General features: G+C 52.0%; 13 protein-coding genes. 3 read left to right on the top strand and 10 right to left on the bottom strand.

From position 1 onward, the window contains the following. Positions 1-61: 61 nt before the first annotated feature. From MXMO3_RS02330 to MXMO3_RS02285, 10 genes are all read right to left on the bottom strand, one after another. Complete coding sequence (locus MXMO3_RS02330) at positions 62-2,170, bottom strand: methyl-accepting chemotaxis protein (RefSeq protein WP_051214041.1); 2,109 nt, start codon at positions 2,168-2,170, stop codon at positions 62-64. Between the two features lie 154 nt (positions 2,171-2,324). Beyond that, positions 2,325-4,649: a methyl-accepting chemotaxis protein gene (locus MXMO3_RS02325; RefSeq protein ID WP_245985783.1), complete on the bottom strand. Its 2,325-nt coding sequence runs from the start codon at positions 4,647-4,649 to the stop codon at positions 2,325-2,327. Positions 4,650-4,784: 135 nt separating this feature from the next. Beyond that, positions 4,785-7,280, bottom strand: a complete 2,496-nt coding sequence (locus MXMO3_RS18905) for a methyl-accepting chemotaxis protein (protein ID WP_245985782.1) — start codon at positions 7,278-7,280, stop codon at positions 4,785-4,787. A 211-nt stretch (positions 7,281-7,491) separates the two neighbouring features. Next, positions 7,492-7,911 (bottom strand): F0F1 ATP synthase subunit epsilon, encoded by a 420-nt coding sequence (locus tag MXMO3_RS02315; RefSeq protein ID WP_027835964.1) that lies wholly within the window; start codon positions 7,909-7,911, stop codon positions 7,492-7,494. Positions 7,912-7,926: 15 nt separating this feature from the next. Beyond that, a complete protein-coding gene (gene atpD, locus MXMO3_RS02310; RefSeq protein WP_027835963.1) occupies positions 7,927-9,357 on the bottom strand; it encodes a F0F1 ATP synthase subunit beta in 1,431 nt (476 codons plus the stop codon). Between the two features lie 18 nt (positions 9,358-9,375). Next, positions 9,376-10,257 (bottom strand): F0F1 ATP synthase subunit gamma, encoded by an 882-nt coding sequence (locus MXMO3_RS02305; RefSeq protein WP_027835962.1) that lies wholly within the window; start codon positions 10,255-10,257, stop codon positions 9,376-9,378. 31 nt (positions 10,258-10,288) lie between these two features. Then, the gene (gene atpA, locus MXMO3_RS02300) at positions 10,289-11,821 is read right to left on the bottom strand and encodes a F0F1 ATP synthase subunit alpha (RefSeq protein ID WP_027835961.1); all 1,533 of its coding nucleotides are present in this window, start codon (positions 11,819-11,821) and stop codon (positions 10,289-10,291) included. Then, positions 11,821-12,381, bottom strand: coding sequence for a F0F1 ATP synthase subunit delta (locus tag MXMO3_RS02295; RefSeq protein WP_027835960.1), 561 nt, complete (start codon positions 12,379-12,381; stop codon positions 11,821-11,823). Before MXMO3_RS02295 ends, atpA begins: the two co-directional genes overlap by 1 nt. A 294-nt stretch (positions 12,382-12,675) precedes the next feature. Continuing rightward, on the bottom strand, positions 12,676-14,859 hold the full coding sequence (locus MXMO3_RS02290) for a primosomal protein N' (RefSeq protein ID WP_027835959.1): 2,184 nt from the start codon (positions 14,857-14,859) through the stop codon (positions 12,676-12,678). An 86-nt stretch (positions 14,860-14,945) separates the two neighbouring features. Further along, on the bottom strand, positions 14,946-15,710 hold the full coding sequence (locus MXMO3_RS02285; RefSeq protein ID WP_117394815.1) for a TenA family protein: 765 nt from the start codon (positions 15,708-15,710) through the stop codon (positions 14,946-14,948). A 180-nt stretch (positions 15,711-15,890) separates the two neighbouring features. Between MXMO3_RS02285 and MXMO3_RS02280 the strand changes: the two genes are divergently transcribed. From MXMO3_RS02280 to MXMO3_RS02270, 3 genes are all read left to right on the top strand, one after another. Next, positions 15,891-16,820: a tyrosine recombinase XerC gene (locus tag MXMO3_RS02280; RefSeq protein WP_117394814.1), complete on the top strand. Its 930-nt coding sequence runs from the start codon at positions 15,891-15,893 to the stop codon at positions 16,818-16,820. A 99-nt stretch (positions 16,821-16,919) separates the two neighbouring features. Continuing rightward, positions 16,920-17,885, top strand: a complete 966-nt coding sequence (locus MXMO3_RS02275) for a DMT family transporter (protein ID WP_051214017.1) — start codon at positions 16,920-16,922, stop codon at positions 17,883-17,885. Between the two features lie 49 nt (positions 17,886-17,934). Then, the gene (locus MXMO3_RS02270) at positions 17,935-18,942 is read left to right on the top strand and encodes a TraB/GumN family protein (protein ID WP_162889099.1); all 1,008 of its coding nucleotides are present in this window, start codon (positions 17,935-17,937) and stop codon (positions 18,940-18,942) included. Positions 18,943-18,955 lie beyond the last annotated feature (13 nt).

Below are 18,955 nucleotides of genomic sequence, written 5' to 3'. Positions count from 1 at the left end.
TCAATGAGCACAAAAAAATAGGCGCCCTGAGGCGCCTATTCAATTGGTTATTTCACTCTACTTAGAATTCTTGCCACTCAGTGTCTTCAGCAACCGCTTGATTGCCACCCGACAAGTAAGCCTTCGCCGCTTGCGGTGGCGCCGCCCGCTTTGGCGTTTCTTCCAAGTCTGCCATCTGCTGGTCTGCCGCCGCTTCATTGAAGTGAGCAGCAGCTTGTCCGGGCTCAACCTTGAATTGCTCAACCACGCGATCCAACTCAGATGCTTGCGCCTCTGTTTGATCAATGGCGGCATTGGTCTCTTCCACCAACGCAGCATTATGCTGTGTCATCTCATCCATTTCACGAATAGACTGCGAAATTTCATTAATCGCTGTGGCCTGCTCCTGACTTTCTTGAGCAATCTCGTTCATCAGTTCGGTCACCCCGCGCACTGAACTCACAATGCCCTCAAGGTTTTCCGAAGCTTGCGCCACGAGCTTTGACCCGCCATCCACTTCGGTGACAGACTGTTCAATCAGCGCTTTCACCTCATTTGAAGCTTCTGCGGCCGATTGTGCCAAACGCCGCACCTCAACTGCCACAACGGCAAAGCCCTTACCCGCTTCACCAGCGCGCGCAGCTTCAACGGATGCGTTCAGGGCCAACAGGTTGGTTTGGAACGCGATGTCATCAATCATCCCAATGATATTGGAAATCTTATTCGATGACGTTGTAATCCGCTCCATGGCCTGGTTGGCTTCGTTCATAACCTCACCGCCGGTCTCCGCAACGCGTCGTGCGTCCTGGGCCGTGCTTTGAGCTGTTTGCGCCCGCTTGGTGTTTTGGTTGACCGTATCTGCCAATTGTTCAGTCGCGGCAGATGTTTCTTCAATCGCGGCGGCCTGCTTGGTGGTCCGCTCCGACAGGTCGTTGGCGCCAGACAAAATGTCCCCAGTTGCGTGTTTCAGCTCACGCGAAGTATCGCGCAATTGCCGCACTACATTACCCAGCTTTTCACCAACGGCGTTGGCGTCATTTTTAAGCTGCAAGAATGCACCTTGGTAATTACCTTCCATCCGCCGCGTCAAATCTGCATTTGCCAAAGCTGACAACACTTCACCAGTCTCGGTAACGCCACGATCCACCGTTTCCACCAGACTGTTCACGCCGTGCGCCAGCGTATTCAGCTCGTCATCAGGGAATTCCGCGTTCACCCGTTGGGAGAAGTCGCCCTGCGAGGCAGCGTCCACCACCGCGCCAAAGGCACTTTGAAGCTCGCTCATCATCGCCGAGCGTTCGATCGCGCGCCGTTTCGAGGCTTCTTTCTCTTCTTCCGTCATTTCATTGACGCGTTCGCCATTGGCGCGGAACACATCAACGGCACGCGCCATGTCACCCAATTCATTTTTGTTGTGCAGATAGGGCACTTCATATTCGAAATTGCCATTGGCAATCTCGGTCATGGCAGCCGAAATTCGCGGCACGGGGCGCATCAATAATTTAGCAGCAATCGCGGCGACCACAGATGCCACCGCCAATGTCACCAACGCCACAATCATGATGGTCTGCAACAATGAAGTGACCGTCTTATCGGCCACGCTGGTCGGTGTCGCCACAAACAGGATGCCGGCAACGCCTTCTTTGTTTTGGTTCAGGATAGGCTGGTAAGCACTGAAGTGCCGCTTGCCAAACAGGTCAACTTGACCCTCAAACCGTTCGCCAGCAAGCATTTGATCGTACAAGGGGTGCCCTTCATCGATCACCCGCTCTTTATCGCGGGTGCCATCGGGCAATTCCAATGTTGTTGTGAACTGTTCAAATTGCGCCGTTTCTTCATTCCAACGGAACAGCGACATCTCGCCTTCGGTCAAACGCGAAACCGCGTCGACGAGATCGTCAGTGCGCAAGCGCGGCATACGACGCGTCTCAACAGCTTCCAAATTGCCATCTTCTGACCAAATCACATTTGTGCCAGGCAACTGAACTTCAAAGATCGACAAAGCAACCGACATATCAACCATTTGGTTGCGTTGCGCTTCCCGATAGGTATCCGACGACATTTGCAGATAGATTGCGGCAGCAACGGCCATAATCGACACCGCAATACTCACCACCACCAACAATGCGATTGAGGTTGTGAGTTTAAAGCCGCTAAAGCTTGGCTTTTTCAATTGAAAGCGTTTGTTCATTCTTATCTAAGGCACCACCGTACCTTCCCCCGATTTCATACGCTGAATATTAGACCCGGGAAGTAAAATCATACTTAACGATAAGATTATGTAGTTTTAATACAAATACGGCGCCCTTAGGCGCCGTAAAACTTCAAATTATTGTTGAAAGGGCCTAGAATTCAGACCATTCATCTTCATTTTTCACCGCCGCACTGCCGCGGGAAAGGAATTGTCGCGCCGCCGATTTCGCTTTCGCCTGCAATTCTTTGACCTGCCCGAATGCGTGTTTCGGTTGCTCCTCTGGCGGCTGGCCATTCACGCCGATTGGTTGGCGCGGACGCCCGCCATCGTCAGTCACGAATACATCGACAATATTGTCGAGCTCGTTAGCCTGGCTTTCGGTTTGCTCAATCGCCGCATTGGTTTCTTCCACCAAAGCCGCATTGTGCTGGGTGGTCTCATCCATGTCGCGAACCGCTTGGTTGATCTGCTCAATTGATGAGGCCTGAGACTTACTCTTATCCGCAATCGACACCATAATAGTGTTGTTCGACCGCGCAGCTTCCAACATCGCCTCAAGGCTCTTGGCAGCTTGCGCCACAAGCTTGGACCCACCATCAACTTCAGTGACAGATTGTTCAATCAAGGCTTTCACTTCATTTGAAGCTTCTGCCGCCGATTGGGCCAAGCGCCGCACTTCAACCGCTACAACGGCAAAGCCTTTACCTGCTTCACCAGCCCGTGCAGCTTCAACCGAAGCGTTCAAGGCCAACAGGTTGGTTTGGAAGGCAATGTCGTCGATCATGCCAATAATATTGGAGATCTTATTCGATGAGCTGGTAATCCGCTCCATGGCCTCATTGGCCTGGCGCATCACATCGCCGCCTTCTTCTGCAGTCGTGCGCACACGATCGGCAATGCCGGAGGCTTCTTCAGCTTCCTTGGCGTTTTCCAAAACTGTTGTGGCCAGCTGTTCCATTGCCGCTGAGGTTTCTTCAATCGTTGCGGCCTGACGTGTGGTCCGGTCTGAAAGATCATTGGCACCAGAAAGGATCTCGCCTGTGGCTGTTTTCAGCGCCCGCGAGGTTGTGCGCAATTGCTTGACCACTTCGGTCAACCGATCACCCACACGGTTGGTGTCATTTTTCAATTGCAAGAAGGCACCCTGATAATCGCCTTCCATCCGCACCGTCAAATTGGTGTTCGCCAGGGCAGCCATCACTTCGCCCGTCTCTTTGAGGCCGCGATCTACAGTATCCACCAAGGCATTCACATTGTTGCTTAGTTGTGCCAATTCTGGATCAGGCACATCCATGTCCACCCGTTGTGAAAAGTCACCAGCCGACGCGGCGCCCACAACACTGCGGAAAGAAGCTTGCAACTCGTCCATCATCTTTGACCGTTTCAAAACTTCTTGTTGGCGAATGGCTTCTTCTTCACCAAGTTTTGCAACCCGTATAGCGTTCTCAAGGAACACTTCCAACGCGCGTGTCAAAACGCCAATTTCACTTTTCGAGTTATCTGGCTTAATCTCGATATCGAGTTTGCCTTCGCCCAATTCTTCCGCATTATCTGACAGGCGTTTCAGTGGCACTGAAATTGACCGACCAATAACCAGACCCGCGCCAAGCATCATGATCGTGGCCAAAGCGATAATGCCAAATGAAGAATATAATGTGATTTGGTTTACAGTGTTCAATTCAGCCGCTGCGGTGGCAGCACGTGTTTCCGCTTCTTTTGCCAATGAAGAAACCTGAGGCGACAGCGCTTGGAAGTCAGCGTCAAGCTCTGCAACCTTGGCCGACAATTCAGTATCCACGACGGCAAATTCATCAAAGGTCGACTTATATTGATCAATCAAGCTGGAAATCTGAGTCTTGTCAGCTGCCGGAAGATTGCTATCAGCAAGCAACGCATTGAATTCAGACACTCGGTCTGACAGACGCGTAATATATTTCTCACCACCCCGAATAATGAAATCTTTCTCATGGCGGCGCATCATCAAAATTTTGACGGTCAATGCATCCAAATTGGCCGCGTTGACTTTTTCTTCAGCGCTTTGCACGGCAGCGCGAAGGTCCCCTCTTAAGCCCTCTTCTTCGGAATAGCCGATCTGTTCAACCAAAATCTGGACCTCACCAAACACCCCCGATTGTTTGGCAACTCCATCCGCAACCGATTGAACCATCGCGGCAAGCTCAGGCTCGACGACCAATTCGTCCAGCAAGGCAAACTCTGTCGCGATATTGGCATGTTCGGCCTCAATCAGCGCCACCTTGTCGTCATTCGGTGCGTTCATGAAATCGCGTTCCATTGTTCGGATTTCAAGAACCGAGCTTTTAATATGTTGTGCAGCAGTGCTGATCTGCTCAAAGCGTGTCTCTTTTAGCTTTACATCATTGGTCACGAAGTAACTAAAAAGATAGCCCCCACCCAAAAGGGCAAAAAGCAACGTACCAGCAATTGTCAAAAGCTGGATACGGGATCCAATGGTCATTCTATTTAATGCACTGAAGATACTCATTTTTATCTCATTTTTCACATTTAGGGAGGCGCTGACGGGTAGACACATTCAGAACAAATTAATTTAAACCAAAAACCGCTTAAGAAATTGTTTCGCTATGATACAATTCTAAAACTCGTTCCAGTCTTGGCTTATGTCCACCGCCTGATTACCCCGTTGCGGAACAGGCTTTGCAGCCAATTTCGGTTTAGATTCAAACTGTTGAATGTTTGCGGGCTTTGTCGGTTCTATTTTGCGCTCACCACCCTTTTCGGTCACGAATACCTCAACAATATTGTCGAGCTCGTTGGCCTGGTTCTCGGTTTGCTCAATCGCCGCATTGGTTTCTTCCACCAAAGCCGCATTGTGCTGGGTGGTCTCATCCATGTCGCGAACCGCTTGGTTGATCTGCTCAATTGAAGAGGCCTGAGACTTACTCTTATCCGCAATCGACACCATAATGGTGTTGTTCGACCGCGCAGCTTCCAACATCGCCTCAAGGCTCTTGGCAGCTTGCGCCACTAGCTTGGATCCACCATCAACTTCAGTGACAGATTGTTCAATCAAGGCTTTCACTTCATTTGAAGCTTCTGCCGCCGATTGGGCCAGGCGCCGCACTTCAACCGCCACAACCGCAAAGCCTTTACCCGCTTCACCAGCCCGTGCAGCTTCAACCGAAGCGTTCAAGGCCAACAGATTGGTTTGGAAGGCAATGTCGTCGATCATGCCAATAATATTGGAGATCTTATTCGACGAGCTGGTAATCCGCTCCATGGCCTCATTGGCCTGGCGCATCACATCGCCGCCTTCTTCTGCTGTTGTGCGCACACGATCGGCAATACCGGAGGCTTCTTCAGCTTCCTTGGCATTTTCCAAAACTGTTGTGGCCAGCTGTTCCATGGCCGCTGAGGTTTCTTCAATCGTTGCGGCCTGACGTGTGGTCCGGTCTGAAAGATCATTGGCACCAGAAAGGATCTCGCCTGTGGCTGTTTTCAGCGCCCGCGAGGTTGTGCGCAATTGCTTGACCACTTCGGTCAACCGATCACCCACCCGGTTGGTGTCATTTTTCAATTGCAAGAAGGCACCTTGATAATCACCTTCCATCCGCACCGTCAAATTGGTGTTCGCCAGGGCGGCCATCACTTCGCCTGTCTCTTTGAGGCCGCGATCTACGTTTGAAACCAGGCCATTTACGTTCAGCACGATTTGCTGCAGCGCATCATCATCCATTTGGAGATCAATCCGCTGCGTAAAATCGCCCTCAGCAGCCGCACCAACGACTTGGCCCAACGACATTTGCAACTCTTGCATGGCCTTGTTGCGTGCAGCCAAGCCTTCAGCTCGTGCCCGCTCTTCAGCGTCAAGCGCAGCAATCTTTTCCGCATTATCGCGGAAGATCTCCACGGCACGGGCCATCTCGCCCACTTCGTCAGCACGGTCGGTATCCTTAACAACCAGATCAAGTTCATTCGCAGATATCCGGCCCATTGTGGCAGAGATATTGGCCATCGGACTTGTGATCGTGCGAGAAAAGGCCCACGCAGCAACGGCGACCAAAGCGGCCACCAAGAGGCCCACACCTGCCATGATTTTCGTGAGGAAACCAATCGCTGCTAATGCCTCGTCCCGATCTTGCAGCGCAACCACCGCAAAGCTCTTGCCGCCAAATTCGACCGGCGTAGCCGCAAACAAGGAGGTCATGTCGCGATATGTTCGCTCAATGCCAGAAGTCTCAAGCCCATCAAACACCTTGGTCAGAGCAGGACTTTCATAGGCGGCACTGAGGATGTCATTGGCTTCAGTGTGGCTTGAATCATTGCGCAACAAGCGATCTTCCCCGATCAAAATTGTCTCGCCGGTCTCACCAAGGCCCGCTTTGCCGTTCATCACTGAATTGATGCGTTCGATGGGCATTTGAAAAGCGACAACGCCGATTCTTTTATTTCCCTCAAACACAGGTTGAGAAATAAATGCCGCCGGCGCATCAGCACTTGGCGCATAGGGTTGGAAATCAAAGAACTGTGTTTCGCCAGCATTGAGGGCGATACCTGCGCGAAACGCATTGCCCAGGTCAGTGTCGGCCCATTCACCACCACCTGCTTTGAAATTGGTGGCATAATCCAATTCCTTAAAGACCGTATAGATCAAATCGCCATTTTCATTGAACAGGAAGATGTCGTAGTAGCCGCGGGCATCAAGTTGCGCGCGGAATAGAGGGTGAAAAACCGCGTGGGCAGCATTGTATGGGCTGTCCCCGCTCGCGGCATCAAGTAAGTGTTTTTGCCCAGCTGGGTTAGGGTTTTTCTCAATATAGTCCGTTTGCAATGTTTTGGTGGCTGCGGCGCCGAGCTCTTTATAAGCGCTATCAAATTGTTTGATGGCATCAACTGTAAATGGATGCGCCGCAGTGAGGCCGAGGTCGGCTTGAATCTCGTGGAGATATTCTTCCAATTCATGCTTGCGCCCTTCGGCACTGGCAATAAGTTTTTCTTCCTCAATACCAGTAATCACTTGGGAGCCGACCAAGATACTCACAGCACCAAGGGCAAGGCCCACCGCAACCGCACTCGCAATCGCCAAAGCTGGTATTTTTTGTACAATTTTCATTTGCTTCAGCAGTTTCATGTCGACTCCATCTGTTTTGCCAAAAAATAAGGCGACATTCACGACCCCTGGGGGAACTGCGAATATCGCCTCAAAAATGTGCAAATCTATAATGTGACTATGTTGATCGCGGTAGGTTAATTCGGGGTTACCAACACAACACAAACCGCGACAAAAAAGGGCCCGCATAAATGCGAGCCCTGAATAATGTTCGATAAGGAAGTGTGGTCAGCTAGTGGACCATGCCACCCGCATCCACTTCAAGCAGCAGGTTCTTCCAACCATCAAGATTGTTTTGCGCTTCCTGCTTAGCGTGGTCGTCTGAAGCTTTGGCCAGAGCGTCCTGAGCACTCACAATCGCTGCGTCAACTTCTGACCGATCAAAGTCTGCACCAGTTTTTGCTTCTTCAGCCAAAATAGTGAGGCCCGCATTGGACACATCGGCAAAGCCACCGCGGACAAAGAATGACCGCACATCGCCGCCTTCAGAAGTCACGGTCACAAAACCAGCTTTCAATGTGGTCATCATCGCAGCATGGTCACCCATGACGGTGAAATAACCATCAGTACCGGGCACTGTGACCGAAGCCACATCGTCGCTCAGCACCAAGCTCTCTGGTGAAACCACTTCGATTTTAATGCCTTCGGCCATACTTACCTCTTATCCTTACGCAGCTTCTGCAGCCAGTTTTTGCGCCTTTTTCACAGCGTCATCAATGGTACCAACCATGTAGAACGCAGCTTCTGGAAGGTGGTCATAATCACCAGCAACCAAGCCTTTAAACGCTTTAACAGTTTCTTCCAACGGCACGAAGATACCAGATGTACCGGTAAATACTTCCGCCACGTGGAATGGCTGAGACATGAAACGCTCAATCTTACGCGCACGGGCCACGGTCATTTTGTCTTCTTCAGACAATTCGTCCATACCCAAAATCGCGATAATGTCTTGCAGTGCTTTATAGCGCTGCAAAATTTCTTGAACTTCACGAGCAACACGATAGTGCTCTTCGCCCACAACTTGTGGATCCAACAAACGTGAGTTTGAATCCAATGGATCAACCGCAGGGTAAATACCCTTTTCAGAGATCGCACGGTTCAAAACGGTTTGCGCATCCAAGTGAGCAAAGGTTGTCGCCGGGGCAGGGTCAGTCAAGTCATCGGCAGGCACGTAAACCGCTTGCACAGAGGTAATAGACCCCTTTGAAGTGGTTGTAATGCGCTCCTGCATGTCACCCATGTCAGTCGCCAAAGTTGGCTGATAACCCACAGCTGATGGAATACGACCCAACAGCGCAGACACTTCAGAACCAGCTTGTGTAAAGCGGAAGATGTTATCCACGAAGAACAACACGTCCTGACCTTCGTCACGGAACTGTTCCGCAATGGTCAAACCTGTCAACGCCACACGTGCACGAGCACCTGGAGGCTCGTTCATCTGACCGAACACCAGTGAACATTTAGAGCCTTCGCCGCCCTTTTCCTGGTTCACGCCAGATTCAATCATTTCCCAGTAAAGGTCGTTACCTTCACGGGTCCGCTCACCAACGCCCGCAAACACAGAATAACCACCGTGATTGTTCGCAACGTTGTTGATCAATTCCTGAATAAGAACGGTTTTACCAACACCAGCACCACCGAACAGGCCGATTTTACCGCCCTTCGCATATGGCGCCAAAAGGTCAACAACCTTAATGCCAGTTACCAAGATTTCCGCTTCTGGTGACTGTTCCACAAACTCAGGCGCTTCAGCGTGAATTGGACGCCGTGCCTTTGTTTTGATTTCACCCGCTTCGTCAATTGGCTCACCAATCACGTTCATAATGCGGCCAAGTGTTTCCTTGCCCACAGGAACAGAAATTGATTCCCCTGTGCTGGAAACTTTTTGTCCACGAACAAGACCTTCGGTCGTGTCCATCGCGATGGTCCGTACAGTGTTTTCGCCCAAGTGCTGAGCCACTTCCAGTACCAACCGGTTGCCATTATTGTCTGTTTCAAGCGCGTCCAAAATTGCCGGAAGGTCGCCGTCAAACTCAACGTCCACCACCGCGCCAATAACCTGCGCAATGCGTCCGACCTGTTTCGCTTTTGCTGCCATGGTCTGTCCTCGTTTGCCTTAGAGCGCTTCCGCGCCTGAGATAATTTCAATCAATTCTTTTGTAATCTGCGCTTGGCGCTGACGGTTGTAGCTGATGTTCAATTTCTTGATCATATCACCAGCATTACGGGTCGCGTTGTCCATTGCGGTCATTTTCGCGCCCATTTCACCGGCACCATTTTCCAGCAAAGCATGGAAAATCTGCACAGAGATATTGCGGGGAAGCAAGTCCTCAAGAATCGCTTCTTCGCTCGGCTCATATTCATAGTTGGCTGAATCTGCGCCGGCGTCTTCCTCTGTCTCATCAAACACAGCAGGGATCAGTTGGTGCGCCGTTGGCACCTGAGCGATCACAGACTGGAATTTCGAATAGAACAAGGTTGCAACGTCAAATTCGTCATTTTCAAACATATTGAGCACACGCTCGCCAATCTCTTGGGCGTTTGTGTAACCAACTTGCTTAACTTCGCGCAGGGTAATCAAATCAAGAATTTGATCCGGGAACAAACGCTTCAACACGTCGTGCCCCTTCTTGCCTACGCACAAAATTTTAACCGTTTTACCTTCAGCCAAAAGCTTATTGGCATGATCACGCGCCAATTTCGCAATATTGGAGTTGAAGCCACCACAAAGGCCACGCTCAGCTGTTGCAACAACAAGCAGGTGCGTTTGGTCTTTGCCATTGCCACCCAGCAGTTTAGGGGCGCCTTCACGCCCCTTATAGGCTGTGGCCAGCGAAGAGAGCACATTGTTCATGCGTTCGGCATAAGGCCGTGCATTTTCTGCGTTCTCTTGCGCACGACGCAACTTTGCCGCTGCCACCATCTGCATGGCTTTGGTGATCTTCTGGGTCGACTTGACCGAAGAGATCCGGTTTTTAAGGTCCTTCAATGAGGGCATAGCACCTCAGCTCCTTAGTTAAACCACTCAGTTATGCAGCGAATGTCTTGGCGTAATCGCCAATCGCGGCGTCGAGTTTGGCCTTCAGATCATCTGAAAGGGCTTTTTCTTTTGCAATTGTGGTCAAAAGATCTTCGTGCTTAGAGCGCAGGGCTGAAAGCAAACCAGCTTCGAACTTTTGAACATCGCGAACTTCGACTTTGTCGATATAGCCGTTCACACCAGCAAAAATCACCGCAACCTGTTCTTCGGTTTTCAAAGGTGAGAATTGTGGCTGCTTGAGCAACTCAACAAGACGGGCACCGCGGTTAAGCAATTGCTGTGTCGCCGCATCAAGGTCAGAACCGAACTGCGCAAAGGCCGCCATTTCGCGGTACTGCGCCAATTCACCCTTAATAGAACCGGCAACCTGCTTCATCGCTTTAATCTGCGCTGATGAACCCACACGTGACACAGACAAACCAACGTTAACCGCAGGACGGATACCTTGGAAGAACAAGTCAGTTTCCAAGAAGATCTGACCATCTGTAATCGAAATCACGTTTGTAGGAATATAAGCAGAAACGTCGTTCGCTTGTGTCTCAATGATCGGCAAAGCGGTCAATGAGCCTGAACCATGATCTTCGTTCAATTTCGCAGCACGTTCCAAAAGGCGTGAGTGAAGATAGAACACGTCACCAGGATAAGCTTCACGGCCTGGTGGACGACGAAGAAGAAGTGACATCTGACGATAAGCCACAGCTTGCTTTGACAAATCGTCATAACCGATCACGGCGTGCATGCCGTTATCGCGGAAATATTCGCCCATGGCACATGCTGTAAATGGCGCCAGGAACTGCATCGGTGCAGGGTCAGACGCTGTAGCGGCAACAACAATAGAATATTCCATTGCGCCAGCATCTTCCAATGTCTTCACAAATTGCGCCACAGTTGACCGCTTCTGGCCAATCGCAACATAGATACAGTAAAGCTTGTCATCCTCATTGCCCGCATCGTGCGCAGGCTTTTGGTTGAGGAATGTGTCCAAGATGATCGCTGTTTTACCAGTCTGGCGGTCACCAATGATCAATTCGCGCTGACCACGACCAATCGGGATCATCGCATCAACTGATTTAAGACCAGTAGACATAGGTTCATGCACAGACTTACGTGGCAAAATACCAGGAGCCTTCACGTCAGCCAAAGCGCGGGCTGATGATTTGATTGGACCTTTACCATCGATTGGGTTGCCCAAGCCGTCAACAACACGACCCAACAACTCTTTACCGACAGGCACGTCAACAATCGCGCCGGTACGCTTAACCGTGTCACCTTCTTTAATGCCCCGGTCAGAGCCAAAGATAACAACACCGACATTGTCGGCTTCAAGGTTAAGAGCCATACCCTTAATGCCACCTGGGAACTCAACAAGTTCACCAGCTTGCACATTATCAAGCCCATATACACGAGCAATACCGTCACCTACTGACAATACTTGCCCAACTTCTGAGACTTGCGCCTCTTTCCCAAAGTCCTTGATCTGGTCTTTTAGGATGGCGGAAATTTCCGCAGCTTTAATGTCCATTAGCCGACCTCTTTCATGGCGATCTTCATGGCAGTCAATTTCGTCTTAAGCGAGGAATCGATCATTTGCGAACCGACCTTAACGATCAAGCCCCCAATCAGATCGGCATCCACATGTTGCTCAAGCGTGACATCCTTGCCAATTTTCTTTTTCAGAGCAGCAGCAAGGCTGTCCTGGTGTGCTTTCGAAAGCGGTTGAGCAGAAGTAACTTCGGCGTGAACTTCACCCCGATCTTCAGCAGCAAGCGCTTTGAACTGGTTGATCATGGCAGGCAAAGCGAACAAGCGTCCGTTTTTGGCCACCAATGAAACAAAATTGGCCACAAGACCTTTGGCCTTGGCCTTAGCCAAAAGCGCAGCAACAACTTGCTCTTTTTCATCGCCGCTGATGACAGGGCTTTTCAAAAAGTCAGCAAATTCTGCGCTTTCATTAATCATTTTGGATAGGCCATCGAGCCCCTTTTCAACACCGGCGACGTCTTTCGCGTCACGCGCAAGGTCAAAAAGTGCTGACGCATATGGCCGTGCGATCTGAGTTAGAACTGAGTTTTGTGCGCTCAACGCCTCTATTCCCCAATCTTGCTGAACTTTGCTCAAACCCGGATTGTAAAGCTAGAATAACTTTCAAACGCGAGACAAAATTCAGTGGTGTTTATAGTTGGACCTGTCGATCCCCCTCAAATGTCGCGCACCGTCTATCACATGGCTTTCGGGTGCGCAATATGCCGGGGCCATTTTCATGCCCTACTTTGGGCGGAATCGTCAGATTCACACATGGAATCTGAAAAGATTGACAAATTGTCGCACTTCAGGGTCAATTTGCCCGACAATACCACCCTTCCACACCCTTGTCCGCTAATAAAAGCTCATCGGGTCAATATCGACTTGAACCCGTAAATTTCCGGTGGGTTTAGGCCCTTCCGCCAACCAAAATCGCACATAGCCCGACAAATCAAATTGCTTGTCGCTTTGCACCAGCAACCGCACCCGATGCCGCCCGCGCACCATCGATACGGGCGCATCCGCCGGGCCAAAAAGTCTCAGCTTTGCCTCGTCCGGCGCTTTCGGGGCCACCATGGCCAAATGCCGGGCAAAGCCAAAAGCCACATCGTGCTCTGTCGCAGAGATGATCAATGCCGCCAATCGCCCAAAGGGCGGCAGGCCCACCGTGCTCCGCGCTTTAATCTCATGCGCATAAAACGCTTCCCGGTCGCCGCGCACCAGCGCCTGCATCACCGCATGCTCAGGCACATAGGTTTGCAAAAAGGCACGTCCTGACTTGCCTGTCCGCCCGGCACGTCCTGTAACCTGGGTTAAAAGCTGAAAGGTTTTCTCCGCGGCGCGCGGGTCACCATGGGCCAGGCCCAAATCCGCATCGAGCACACCCACCAAATTCAGCTTGGGAAAATGGTGCCCTTTGGCCACCAATTGCGTGCCGATGATCAAATCATAGTCACCCCGGGCAATCTCCTCGAATCGCGCCTTGGTTTGCGCCATGGTCCCCATGTCGGAAGAAAGGATCACCCGCCGCGCGTCCGGGAAACGCTTGGCCGCTTCTTCGGCAATGCGTTCAATGCCCGGCCCAATCGGCACCAGGGAATCGTCAGCCCCACATTTGTGACATTCCTTCGGCACCCCAATTTCGTGGCCACAATGATGGCACGTCAAAACGCCACGGAACCGATGCTCCACCAACCAGGCCGAACAGTCCGGACATTGATATTGATGGCCGCACGACCGACAAAGGGTGAGCGGCGCATAACCCCGTCGATTGAGAAACAGCAGGGCCTGCTCGCCACGATCCAGAACTGAAAAAATCTCGCGCGCCAGCTTGGGAGCAATCCATTCGCCCTTCTCTGGCCCGTCCTCGCGCATATCGATCGCGGTAATGTCCGGCATCGTCGCCTCGGCAAACCGGCCCAGCATTTTCACATGCTGGTAGCGCCCCTGATCAGCATTATTGCGGCTTTCCACCGACGGGGTGGCGGAGGACAGAATCACATGCCCCTTGGTCAGATTTGCCCGCACCACCGCCATGTCCCGCGCATGATAGTTCACGCGGTCGGACTGCTTAAACGCCCCATCATGTTCTTCATCAATCACGATCAAGCCCAAATCCGGGAACGGCAAGAACAATGCCGAGCGGGCACCGACAACAGCTTGAACCTTGCCCCGTGCCACTGCGCGCCACATGCGGGCCCGCTGCACCGGGGTCATATCCGAATGCCACTCGCCGGGCCTTGCGCCAAAGCGCTGTTCAAACCGATCCAAAAATGTGTGTGTGAGGGCAATCTCCGGCAGCAAAATCACCGCCTGCCGCCCTGCCTTTAAACACGCGGCCACCGCTTCGAAAAATACTTCAGTTTTCCCTGAGCCCGTCACCCCGTCCAACAGCGACACGCCAAATTCGTGAAAGCCATTGCCGGTGATGGCATCAACAGCCGCACGCTGCTCGTCATTTAAGTCCAACGGATTGTGGTCCGCATCTGGCGGTGAGACAATCGGCGGTGGTGGCACAAAATGCTGTTCAAGCACCCCTTGCTTCACCAGCCCCTCAATCACTGACGGCGAAACGCCGCTCGCCCCCACAAGCGCGGTCTTGCCCCACGAAAAGCCATCTTCCATTGTTTCGATTACCCGCTGACGGGCCGAGGTCATGCGCTCAGGGCGCGCATCGGTAAGCTGATAAACGGTCACCGGCTTGTCGGGCTCGAACGCTTCGGGCGACCGCAGCACACCGCGCAACACCATGCCCGGCTGAGCCAATGTATATTTGGCCACCCAATCCACCAACCGCATCAGTTCCTCGGTTAAGGGCGGCGTGTCATACAAGGTTTCAATATCGCGCAGCCGATTATGCGCCACCTTGTCCTTCGGCTCACCCCACACCACGCCCATCACTTTGCGTGGCCCCAGCGGCACTTGCACAACGGAACCACGTTCCACCTGCATGTCATGCGGAACACGATAGGAGTATGGCCCATCAACGGCCACACTCACCATTACCGCCACAATATCAGATGCAATTTGTTGGCTCACACACGCTCCAAAAGATTCGTTTGCGCAAGGCTAGAAAGTTTCAGCGCAAATGTCAGCCATCTTTGCGAATTAGTGAGCGCTCTGCATTAGCTCGGGTCAAAATCCGGCAATGGCGTAAGCCCAAGGCTTGCCGGGTCGACAATCTCAGCATTCGTCGCCGCGCTGAAATTGGCGTATTCGTAAAAGTTCGCCCAAGCGTAGATATTGTTGGCCAACTTCTGATCAATCTTGCCCGGGTTGGCCGCCATATAATCGACGAGAAAATTGCCCATCGCGAAGGAACCGCTGGGGTCATTATTGCCCGTGATCCAACCGCCATATACATTTTGCGGCGATGGCGTATTCATCTGTGATGCCAACCACGCCCACAAATATTCGCAGGGCAACATCACAATGATGGCATAAACAGGGTCATATTGGGTCACCACATTATGCTCAAACTGAGAATAGGCTTTTGTGATTTCTGGTGGCGTCACATCCGCAGCGCTCGCCACATGCCATGTGCCGGGGAAGGTGGCGTTATATTTTTGATACCCATCATATTTCTTCAACAAGAAGGCTTCTAGAGCGGAGCCCGAAGGCGCGGCGTTGGCCGCAATTTTGTAGTCGTCAGCACCATTATAGCAATAATAGGCATCCGCCACATTGTATCCGCCATAAACATTTGGGTCCAACAACCCACTATTGATGCCCTGCAAATAGGACAGATTCAGAGTTGCTTTGGCATTTTGCTGAACAATGTTTTGGTTCCACATTTCCCAAAACAATGAATTTGCTGGCGGCGGCGCGGTGGACAGTGAAAAATCTTTGGCCAATTGGGTGATGTCACCGATCGATCTATTATTCTGCAAGGCAATATCCTCAAAGTTAAAAGTTTTAAAAATATCCGAGCATATGCGCTCGGCACAGCCCCATACTGGCGTGTCATTTCAGCCCTGTATAGGTCGTATAATGACTCACAATGCACACGTATTTGCGCTTTGGTAAGTGGTTCATGGCAAACTGCATCAATCCAATCCAATGAGGCAGGCATGATGGCGCTCACAGTTCACAGCAAGGAAGTCGGCAAATGGCGCGAAATGTGGCTTGACGAACTGAGCTCTCTGCGCCGCTTATCTGAACAAACGCTGATCGCTTATGATCGCGATCTCGACCAATTGCTCCAGTTTCTTGTCAATCATTTGGGCGAGCCAGTACACACCAAGCATTTGCAAAACCTCACCCCAACAGACTGGCGCGCATTTCTGGCCTACAGGCGGGCCAACGGCGCCAAAAACCGCTCCATCGCGCGCAGTCTTTCAGCGCTGAAAAGCTTTTATAAATTCCTCGCCAAAGAGGGATGGGCCACACCCGACAGCCTCAACGCCATTCGAGCGCCGAAAAACGATCAATCCTTGCCCAAAGCGCTGACCGCGATAGATGCCAAACGCATGATCGAAGACGGCGGTATGCTGGACGATGAGCCGTGGATCGCTGCGCGCGACATCGCCGTAATGGCCCTTTGCTATGGCGGGGGATTGCGAATTGCCGAGGCACTGGCCCTGACCCCCTCAGATTTTGATGGCAATGATGCCCTGCGCATCACCGGCAAGGGGGGCAAAACACGCATGGTGCCCATCATCAAGCCCATCTATGCGGCCATTGAGGACTATCAACGCAAATGTCCCTTTCAACCGGGTCCGAAGGATGCCCTTTTCCGCGGCGCCCGCGGCGGGCCGCTAAGGGCGCGTTTGGTTCAACTTAAGATGCAAAAATTACGGTCAGCTTTCGGTTTACCCGCCAGCGCAACACCGCACGCCCTGCGCCATTCTTTTGCCACCCATTTGCTGGGCGCTGGCGGCGATTTGCGGGCCATCCAGGAACTACTCGGCCACGCCTCTCTATCCACGACGCAGATTTACACCAAGGTAGACAGCGCTCATTTGATGGAAGCCTATCTGAAAGCCCACCCACGCTCCTAATTCAGTTTTCACGAACCAAACTGCGCCAAGCGTGTATTTACATCATCAGTTAAATCTGGTGAGATTGAGGGCAATCATCCAGCCAAGGTTTTATCCCCTATGACGTCTCCAGCCGCGCCCAACCGTTTGGTGGGCTATTTCATCGGTGCTTTGGGTGCCAGCTTTTTTTCCACCAAGGGCATTGTGATCAAACTCGCCCTTTTGGAAAATGTTGACGCCGTGACGACCCTGACATGGCGGATGATTATTGCTGTGCCGTTCTTTGCGCTCATTGGCTATTTCGGCTACCGCAAACAAAAGGCCGCCAATGGCGGGCAACCGGTTTTGAGCTGGTCGATGGTCCTCAAAGTCTGCGCCGTCGGCGTCATCGGCTACTACGTTGCCTCCTATCTCGATTTTGCGGGCCTCAACTATATTTCCGCCCAGTTTGACCGCCTGATTTTGTTGACCTATCCCATCTTCGTGGTGGTTATTGGCGCCCTGTGGCAGCGCCGCAAAATCAGCGCCGTCGCCATGCTGGCATTGGGCATTTCCTATGGCGGGCTTGCGCTCATTTTTGCGCACGATTTGCAACTGGAGGGACGCGATACGGTGATCGGCGCCCTATTGGTGTTGGGCGCTGCCCTCGCCTTTGCTATCTATCAGTTATTGGCCAAGCCATTGATTGATCAGATCGGCGCACGTCTATTCACCTCGATCGCAATGAGCGCTGCGGGCGGCATGGTGATCCTGCACTTTTTGGCCACCCATGAATTCACCGATCTGATCCTGTCGCAAAACGCCATGTGGCTGATGTTGGCCATCGGCACCATTTCAACCGTGGCGCCCGCTTATTTGATTGCCATTTCCATCGGCATGGTGGGTCCTGAGCCCACAGCGGTTTTGGGCAATGTGTCTACAATTGTCACCATCGTGCTGGCCATCACCATTTTGGGCGAGCCCTTTTCCATCTATCACGGGCTGGGCGCTGCCCTGGTATTATGCGGTGTTCTTTTGTTTACGCTTATGGACCATCGGGCCCGCAAATTGCCTGCAGGCACACCGGCGCTCAAAAAACAGCCATAATGCACCATCAATATCCCCCAATGGGATCAATTCAAAAAAAGATGTATTTATGAAAAAGATATTGCTTTCGGGCCTATTGTTTGGCCTTTCCACCAGCATTGGCTTCGCCGCCTGCGACGCCCGCAATTTGGTCGCCGAGCTCAAACAAAATGAGCCCGCAACATATGAAGCACTGCAACGCGAAGCGGCTCAATATGCCAATCCTGAGGGCGTTTTTTGGGAAGTCAGCCACGAGGCCCTGTCTCACACATCTTACGTGTTCGGCACCCTGCACAAAGCCGATCCGCGCATTCTAGATCTCCCCTCAAACGTGCGCGCCGCATTGGAAGGTGCTGATGTCGTGGCGGTTGAGATCGAAAATGCCGACGACCCCAGCGCCGTTGGCGCGGTGATCGGCAAACGCCCACAATTATTGCTGCAACCGCAAGGCGAAACCCTCGCCGACGATTTATCGCCCGATACCATCGCGTCCATCGACGCCTATCTCAATGGTTTGGGCATGGATTTTGACACCATCAATCCATTGCAACCCTGGATCGGGGCCACCACTTTGTCCTTTACCCAATGCGACATGGAATGGGGCGGGCCCGGTGCGCAGGTGCTCGACACAAGCCTTATCGCTTTGGCGAAAAGCAAAGATATTCCGGTGGTGAGCCTTGAGACCATTGAAAGCCAGCTTGAAGCCATCGCCGCCATCAATGAAGCCATGTTCATCCGCTCCATCGAAAATGTCGCCCAGCTTTATGATGAAGGCATTTATGATGCGGTGCTGCAAACCATGAACGAGCTTTATCTCAGCGAACAGATCGGCATGATCATTCCCGTACAGCTGCACTATACGGGTAAATATGATGGTTTTGACGATGATTGGGCCGCCTTCCAAGAAGCGCTTTTGGATGCCCGAAATGATTTGATGGTGGAAAACGCCGCACGCCTGATGGACGAGCAATCCACATTTTTGGCCGTTGGCGCATTGCACCTGATCGGTGAAACGGGATTGGTTGAGGGGCTGCGCAATGATGGCTTTGCCGTCAAACGTGTGCCGCTGGAACGTTAGAGCCGGAAGCAAT

Source organism: Maritalea myrionectae, from assembly GCF_003433515.1.
Classification (GTDB): Bacteria; Pseudomonadota; Alphaproteobacteria; order Rhizobiales; family Devosiaceae; genus Maritalea; species Maritalea myrionectae.
Note: the sequence above shows the minus strand (reverse complement) of the source record. Positions and strands in the feature narration are given on the sequence as shown.